Here is a 7,925-nt window from a genome sequence, read left to right on the forward strand (position 1 = left end):
CCGCCTGCGCCAACCCTCCCCGCCGGCCCGTCCGCAGCGGGTCACCGGCCGGCGGACGGTGGACACCGGGCAACCTGCCTATTCGCCCGGCGGGGGCGGGCGGGTAGGTTTCGACAGAGCCGACCCGAGGGGGCGGCCGGCCCGGCCAGTGTGAGCACGAGGGAGTGCAGGTGCGCGAGTTCTCCGTCCCGCCGATCATCACCGTCGGCGACGCGGCCAACCTCACCGACCCGGTCTGGGACAACGCCGAGGTCGCCCCGGACGCGGTCCAGTTCGTCCGGCGCACGGTGGCGCCCGACGGCACCGGCCGGGCGTGGAGCGAGGTGACCTGCGGCCAGTTCCGCGACCAGGTGGTCGCCGTCGCCCAGGGCCTGATCGCCGCCGGCGTGCAGCCCGGCGCGCGGGTCGCGCTGATGAGCCGCACCCGCTACGAGTGGACCCTGCTGGACTACGCCATCTGGGCGGCCGGCGCGGTCACGGTGCCGATCTACGAGACCTCCAGCGCCGAGCAGGCCGCCTGGATCCTGGCCGACTCCGGCGCGGTGGCCTGCGTGCTGGAGAGCAACGCGCACGCCACCCTGGTCGCCGGCGTACGGGACCGGCTGCCCGAGCTGGAGCACGTCTGGCAGATCGACCTCGGCGGCGTGGACGAGCTGGTCCGGGGCGGCGCGTCGGTCGACCCGGCGGAGGTGGAGCGGCGACGCAAGGCGGTGCACGCCGGGGACCTCGCCACGATCATCTACACCAGCGGCACCACCGGCCGCCCCAAGGGCTGCATGCTCACCCACCGCAACATGTACGCCGACATCGCCAACGCGGTGCCGGTGCTGCCGAACCTGTTCCGCGACGGCGCGTCGACCCTGCTCTTCCTGCCGCTGGCGCACGCGTTCGCCCGGCTGATCCAGATCGGCGTGGTGCAGGCGCGGGCCACCATGGCGCACTGCGCGGACACCAAGGACCTGGTCGCCGAGCTCCAGGAGTTCCGCCCCACCTTCGTGCTCTCGGTGCCCCGGGTGTTCGAGAAGGTCTACAACGGGGCGAAGCAGAAGGCCGAGGCCGACGGCAAGGGCAAGATCTTCGCCCGCGCCGAGCAGGTCGCCATCGCGTACAGCGAGGCGTTGGAGACCCCGGCCGGGCCGGGCCTGGCGCTGCGCGCGCAGCACAGGCTCTTCGACAGGCTGGTCTACGGCAAGCTGCGGGCGGCGCTCGGCGGCCGGTGCCGCGACGCCATCTCGGGCGGCGCGCCGCTCGGTGCCCGGCTCGGCCACTTCTTCCGCGGCATCGGAGTGACGATCTGCGAGGGCTACGGCCTGACCGAGACCTCCCCCGCCGCCGCCGCGAACCTGCCCACCGGCACCCGGATCGGCACGGTCGGCCGGCCGCTGCCGGGGGTGACCGTCCGGATCGAGGACGACGGCGAGATCCTGATCTCCGGTGAGCTGATCTTCCAGGGCTACTGGCGCAACGAGGCGGCGACCGCCGAGGCGCTCAGCTCCGACGGCTGGTTCCGCACCGGAGACCTGGGCCGCCTCGACGACGACGGCTACCTGAGCATCACCGGCCGGAAGAAGGAGATCATCGTGACGGCCGGCGGCAAGAACGTCGCCCCGGCCGTGCTGGAGGACCAGGTCCGCGCCCACCCGCTGGTCAGCCAGTGCGTCGTGGTCGGCGACCGGCAGCCGTTCATCGCCGCGCTGGTCACCGTCGACGAGGAGGCGCTGCCGAAGTGGCTGGCGGCGGCGGGCCTGCCCGAGGGCACCCCGGTGGCGCAGCTGCGCGAGCACGAGGGGCTGCTGGCCGAGATCCAGCTCGCGATCGACGCCGCCAACCAGACCGTCTCCAAGGCCGAGGCGATCAAGGTCTTCCGGATCCTGCCGCACGACTTCACCGAGACGACCGGGGAGCTGACCCCGTCGCTCAAGGTCAAGCGGCAGGTCGTGCACAAGTCGTACGCGGCGGAGATCGCCGACATCTACCGAGGCTGACTACCATCCGTCACGTGCCCGCCTCGACTCCTCCCCCATTCCGTCCGCATCCGCTCGCCGCGGCCGCGCGCGTGGTCATGCTGGCGCTGGTCGCCGTCCTGACCCTGTTCGCCACGCACGACCTCGCCCAGCTCTGGTGGATCGCGCTGCTGGCCGTGGCCGGGCTGCCCGCGCTGCTGGCGCCCGAGCATCGGGTGGCCGGGCCGCTGAGCCGGGTCGCCGAGGTGGTGGTGCTCGGGCTGGCCGCCAGCCAGGTCGGCGCCGTCGCGACCATCGGCGGAGAGATCGGCGGGCTGGGCGCCTCGGCGGTGCTGCCCTACCTGGCGGTGCCGGTGACCGTCACCGCGCTGCGCCGCCGGTTCTCCGAGGGCACCGCCCTGCTCGCGGTCACCGCGGCCACCCTGCTGGTGGCCGGCGCGTTCACCGAGGTCGACGGCGAACGGCAGGTCGCCCAGCTCGGCTACCTGGCGGTCTGCGCCCAGTGGCTGATCCTGGCCGGGCTCGGCCTCTACGCCGCCGGCACCCTGCACCGGGTGATGCAGGTCCGCAACGACGGCAAGCCCCAGCCGTACGCCGAGGCGACCCGGCTGCTCACCCAGCTGCGCACGGTGGCCCGGCAGCTGCCCGGGGCCACCCTGGATCCGGGCGGCATCTCCGAGCACCTGCTGGAGGAGCTGCGCACGGTGGCCCGCACCGACCGGGCGGCCGTGCTCTCCGCCAGCGGCGGCGGCCGGCTGGTGGTGCTCGCGCAGGTGGGCGTGGACCGGGTCGACTGGGAAACCACCCTGGACGCGGACTCCGCCATCGCCGACGCCTGGGCCAGCCAGCAGCCGATGACCGCCGCCCGGTCGCAGGCCCGCTCGCACTCCGGCGGCGAGGTCTCCGCGCTGATCGTGCCGCTGGTCGCCGGGGTGCGTACGGTGGGTCTGGTGGTGCTGGAGGCCGACGCGACGCAGGCGTACCCGCCGCCGGTGGTGTCCCGGGTGACCGGGCTGACCCGCCCCGCGGCGCTGCGGCTGGAGGCGGCGCTGCTCTTCGACGAGGTGCGCTCGCTGGCCACCAACGAGGAGCGGCAGCGGCTGGCCCGGGAGATCCACGACGGCGTGGCCCAGGAGCTGGTGATGGTCGGCTACGGCATCGACAACGCCCTGGCCACCGTCTTCGACGACGCCGAGGAGACCGCCGAGGCGCTGCGCACGCTGCGCGGCGAGGTGACCCGGGTGATCCAGGAGCTGCGGCTGAGCCTGTTCGAGCTGCGCAGCGAGGTGGATCGGCACGGTGGCCTGGCCGCCGCGATCGCCGAGTACGCGCGCACGGTCGGCGCCTCCGGCGGGCTGCGGGTGCACCTGTCGCTGGACGAGTCCACCGCCCGGCTGCCCGCCGCGACCGAGGCCGAGTTGCTGCGCATCGCGCAGGAGGCGGTGACCAACGCGCGCAAGCACGCCGGCGCCTCGAACCTCTGGGTCACCTGTGAGGTCGACCCCCCGTACGCGCAGATCGAAGTGTCGGATGACGGTCACGGCATCGGTGACCAGCGCACGGACGGGCACTACGGTCTTGCGATCATGGCCGAGAGGGCGGAACGTATCCGGGGCCGGTTGGAGATCAGGCCGCGACAGCCGAGCGGCACGACCGTGGCGGTGGTGGTGGGTTCGTCGCCCCGGCGCGATAACGTGCGCGGTAGCGCAGCTGCAGCAGAAGGGGAGTAACCCGAGGATGACCACAAGTCCGACACCGGCCGCCCGTACCAAGGTTCTCCTTGTCGACGATCACGACCTGATCCGCAAGGGCCTGCGGCACGCGTTCGAGCGCGACCGGCAGTTCGAGGTCGTCGGCGAGGCCGCCACGGCGGCGGAGGGGGTACGCCAGGCGGGTGCGCTGCAGCCGGACGTGGTGATCATGGACCTGCGGCTGCCCGACGGCAGCGGCCTGGAGGCCACCCGGGCGCTGCGCAAGTCCAGCGCCTCGATGGGCATCGTCGTGCTCACCATGTACGCCGGCGACGACCAGCTCTTCGGCGCCCTGGAGGCCGGGGCGAGCGCCTTCGTCCCGAAGACCGCGCCCGCCGACGAGGTGGTGGCCGCCGCCCGGCACGCCGCCTCCTCCCCCAGCGCCTTCACCGCGGCCGACCTGGCCGAGGCGATGAAGCGCCGGCTGGCCCCGTCCGGCCCGCAGCTCTCCCCCCGCGAGGGGCAGGTGCTGCGGCTGCTCGCCGACGGCATGAGCGTGGCCGGCATCGCCAAGCAGCTCTTCGTCAGCGAGTCCACCGCCAAGACCCACATCTCCAAGCTCTACGAGAAGCTGGGTGCGGCCAACCGGGCGCAGGCGCTGATGACCGCGCTGCGGCTCGGCCTGCTGGAGGCCCCCGACGCCCCGAAGTTCTGACCGCTTCCGCGGCGAGCCCATCGGGTCACCGACAGGTCCGCGCCCGCCATCCGGCCGGCGTGGACCTGTCGTCGTATCGACCGCCGTCGGCGGCGGGTGCGGCGGCACGCTATCGTCTCCCCCGGCGGCGGGTCGGAGCACCCGCGCGGACGACGGCGTCCGCATCGTCGATGCGAGGGGTGAGGGCATGCAGCGGCCGGAATGGGCACCCGACGAGATCGACATCGAGCGTCCCAGCGTCGCCCGCATGTACGACTACTATCTCGGCGGCTCGCACAACTTCGCGGTGGACCGGGCGGCGGCCCAGGCCATGGTCGCGGCGGTGCCGGAGGCGCCGCTGATGGCGCAGGCCAACCGGGCGTTCCTCCGCCGGGCGGTGCAGTTCCTCACCGATACCGGCGTACGGCAGTTCCTGGACATCGGCTCCGGCATCCCCACCGTCGGCAACGTGCACGAGATCGCCCAGCGCAACGCGCCCGACGCCCGGGTGGTCTACGTCGACGTCGATCCGGTGGCCGTGGCGCACAGCCGGGAGATCCTCGACGGCAACGACCGCGCCACGGTGGTCCAGGAGGACCTGCGCCACCCCGAGCGCATCCTGGCCCACCCCGACGTGCGCCGGCTGCTCGACTTCGACCAGCCGATCGCCGTGATGATCGTGGCGGTGCTGCACTTCGTGCCGGACGACGACCGGCCCGCCGAGCTGCTGCGCACCCTGCGCGAGGCGCTGGCGCCGGGCAGCTGGCTGGTGCTCTCCCAGGCCAGCGCCGACGGCCGCAGCGGCGGCGAGCGGGCCGAGGCGGAGCGGGTCTACCGGCGTACCGACAACCCGCTCTGGATCCGCAGCCGGGCCGAGCTGACCGCGCTCTTCGACGGCTTCGAGCTGGTCGAGCCGGGCGTGGTCTGGGTGCCGCAGTGGCGCCCCGAGTCGGCCGACAGCGCCGAGGACGCCGAGCGGGCGGCCTTCATCGGCGGCGTCGGGCGGCTCGGTGGCTGACCCGCCCGGGGCGACAGCCGCCGCCCCGCCCGGCGTCACGCCCGAACACCGGTCCTGCCCGGGCACCTTCGCGCGGGCCTGGGCCAAGGCGGTCTCCGGCACCAGCTACCTGCCGATGACCCAGGCCCAGTTGGAGGCGCTGCTGCAACGCCTCACCGAGCGGTTGGCGGCGGCGCTGGTCTCCGAGCCTTTCGACCTGCGTGCCGGCCACCGGGTCGGCGCCGAGCTGGTGGCCGCGCACGTCGCCTCGGCCGAGGGGCTGGGCCGTACCGTCGAGGTCATCCAGCTCCGGCTGGTCCGCGACCTCGGGCTGGTCACCGACGACGTCGAGGACCGGATGGCCCGGCTGCTGGCCGCCGTGGCCACCGGATACGCCCGCGCGCTGCGCGACCGGACCCTCGACGAGCAGGAGTCCATCCGTCGGGCCGCGTTGACGGCCCGGGCCCAGGCGGAGCGGGCGCTGCGGGCCAGCGAGGCCCGCTTCCGCCACCAGGCCACCCACGACCCGCTGACCGACCTGCCCAACCGCACCCTCTTCACCGAACGCCTCGGCGCGGCCATCAACTCCCCGGGGCGGGGCGCGGAACGGCTCGGCGTCTGCTTCCTGGACCTGGACCGGTTCAAGGTCGTCAACGACTCGCACGGGCACCAGGTCGGCGACGCGCTGCTGGTCACCGTGGCCGACCGGCTCCGCCGGGCCCTCCAGGGGCACCTGGTGGCCCGGCTCGGCGGGGACGAGTTCGTCGTGCTGGTCGAACGCACCGGCGGCACCGACGACGTGCTCGCGGTGGCCGAGGCGGCGCTGGCCGCGGTGCGCGAGCCCGCCGTGGTGGACGGGCACGAGCTGGCCGTCTCGGCGAGCATCGGCATCGTGGAGCGGCAGGTGGCCGGCACCTCCCCCGGTGACCTGATGCGGGCCGCCGACAGCACGTTGCACTGGGCGAAGGCGGCCGGCGGCGCGCGCTGGGCGGTCTACGACGCCGACCGGGACCGCCGGGAGCTGGCCCGGTACGCGCTCTCCGCGGCCATCCCGGCGGCACTGGACCGCGGCGAGTTCTACCTCGACTACCAGCCGTTGACCTCCCTGCGCGACGGCCGGGTGGTCGGCGCGGAGGCGCTGGTGCGCTGGCGCCACCCCGAGCTCGGCATCCTCCGCCCGGACAGCTTCATCGGCCTGGCCGAGGAGACCGGGCTGATCGTCCCGCTCGGCGGGTGGGTGCTGGCCGAGGCGTGCCGGGAGGCGGAGAGCTGGGCCACCGCCGACGGGGCGCCGCCGTTCGTCAGTGTCAACCTGGCCGTCCGGCAGGTGCACCGCCCCGGCCTCGTCCAGCAGGTGCGCGGGCTGCTGCGGCACACCGGACTGCCGCCGGAACGGCTCCAGTTGGAGATCACCGAGAGCACCATGATGAACACCGCGGAGGAGCCGGTCCGGGCGCTGCGGGTGCTCGCCGACCTCGGCGTGCGGATCGCCATCGACGACTTCGGTACCGGCTACTGCAACCTGGCGTACCTGCGGGACCTGCCGGTGACCGAGCTGAAGGTGGCCGGGCAGTTCGTGGCCGGGCTGCGCGCGCCGGAGACCCGGGCCGACGAGCGGATCCTCGCCTCGCTGGTGTCCCTGGCGCACGCGCTGGACCTCACCGTCACCGCCGAGGGCGTGGAGACCGCCGGGCAGGCCGAGCGGCTGCGGGCGATCGGCTGCGACGCCGGCCAGGGCTGGCACTTCGGCCGCCCGGAGCCCGCCGAGCGCATCCTCGACCGCCTCCGCTGACCGGCCCGCCGGATCAGCCGGCGAGCAGGTCGGCCATCCGCTGCGCCTGCGTCTCCCAGCGCCACTCCCGCTCCACCCAGGCCCGGCCGGCCGCGCCGAACTGGCGGGCCAGATCCCGGTCGGCGAGCAGCGTGGCCACCCGGTCGGCGAGCTGCGCCACGTCCCGGCCGCGCACCACGTAGCCGGTCTCGCCCTCACGGACCGCGTCCGGCGCGCCGCCGGAATCCCCGGCCACCACGGGCAGGCCGGTCGCGGAGGCCTCCAGGTAGACGATGCCGAGCCCCTCGACGTCCAGGCCCCGGTTGCGGGTGCGGCAGGGCATCGCGTAGACGTCGCCGGCCGCGTAGTGGGCCGGCAGCTCGGACGTCGGCACCGAACCGGTGAAGACCACGTCCCGCTCGACGCCGGCGTGGCGGGCCAGCTTCTCCAGGGTGGCCCGGTAGGGCCCGCCGCCCACCACCAGCAGGGCGGCGTCGGGCACCCGCCGGCGGATCTCCGGCATCGCCCGGATCAGCATGTCCTGGCCCTTGCGCGGCACCAGCCGGGACACGCAGACCACCACCGGCCGGTCGGCCAGCCCGAGCCGGAGCCGGACCGGCTCACCGTCGACGGACGGGTGGTAGGTGTCCACGTCCACCCCGGGCGCGAGCCGGTGCAGCCCGGTCACCCCGTGCAGCGCCCGCGCCAGCCGCACCCGGGTGTACTCGCCGAGGTAGGTGGTCACGTCGACACCGCGCCCGATCCGGCGCAGCGCGCCGCGGGCGGCCGGCAGCGCCGCCCAGCCGAC

At 74.6% G+C, this 7,925-nt stretch carries 6 protein-coding genes; 5 read left to right on the forward strand and 1 reads right to left on the reverse strand.

From position 1 onward, the window contains the following. Positions 1–170 precede the first annotated feature (170 nt). The 5 genes from NCC78_RS23810 to NCC78_RS23830 all read left to right on the forward strand — a co-directional run bounded on the left by NCC78_RS23810 (position 171) and on the right by NCC78_RS23830 (position 7,138). Positions 171–1,985, forward strand: coding sequence for an AMP-dependent synthetase/ligase (locus tag NCC78_RS23810; RefSeq protein ID WP_250797169.1), 1,815 nt, complete (start codon positions 171–173; stop codon positions 1,983–1,985). 14 nt (positions 1,986–1,999) lie between these two features. Then, the gene (locus NCC78_RS23815) at positions 2,000–3,694 is read left to right on the forward strand and encodes a sensor histidine kinase (protein ID WP_372495187.1); all 1,695 of its coding nucleotides are present in this window, start codon (positions 2,000–2,002) and stop codon (positions 3,692–3,694) included. A gap of 7 nt (positions 3,695–3,701) precedes the next feature. Next, complete coding sequence (locus NCC78_RS23820) at positions 3,702–4,370, forward strand: response regulator transcription factor (RefSeq protein ID WP_076467977.1); 669 nt, start codon at positions 3,702–3,704, stop codon at positions 4,368–4,370. Positions 4,371–4,557: 187 nt separating this feature from the next. Then, the gene (locus NCC78_RS23825) at positions 4,558–5,367 is read left to right on the forward strand and encodes an SAM-dependent methyltransferase (protein WP_250797170.1); all 810 of its coding nucleotides are present in this window, start codon (positions 4,558–4,560) and stop codon (positions 5,365–5,367) included. A gap of 115 nt (positions 5,368–5,482) precedes the next feature. Beyond that, positions 5,483–7,138, forward strand: a complete 1,656-nt coding sequence (locus NCC78_RS23830; protein WP_250797173.1) for a putative bifunctional diguanylate cyclase/phosphodiesterase — start codon at positions 5,483–5,485, stop codon at positions 7,136–7,138. Positions 7,139–7,151: 13 nt separating this feature from the next. Here the strand turns inward: NCC78_RS23830 and NCC78_RS23835 are convergent. Continuing rightward, positions 7,152–7,925, reverse strand: a 774-nt coding sequence (locus NCC78_RS23835; RefSeq protein ID WP_250797171.1) for a glycosyltransferase family 4 protein, incomplete at its 5' end; no start/stop codon positions are given.

This window comes from Micromonospora phytophila (assembly GCF_023656545.1).
Lineage (GTDB): Bacteria > Actinomycetota > Actinomycetes > Mycobacteriales > Micromonosporaceae > Micromonospora > Micromonospora phytophila.

What these genes read in the sequence shown, in the direction of transcription:
- NCC78_RS23830 (WP_250797173.1), top strand. Translation starts at nt 5,483, where the DNA reads ATGACCCAGGCCCAGTTGGAGGCGCTGCTGCAACGCCTCACCGAGCGG.
- NCC78_RS23825 (WP_250797170.1), top strand. Translation starts at nt 4,558, where the DNA reads ATGCAGCGGCCGGAATGGGCACCCGACGAGATCGACATCGAGCGTCCC.
- NCC78_RS23820 (WP_076467977.1), top strand. Translation starts at nt 3,702, where the DNA reads ATGACCACAAGTCCGACACCGGCCGCCCGTACCAAGGTTCTCCTTGTC.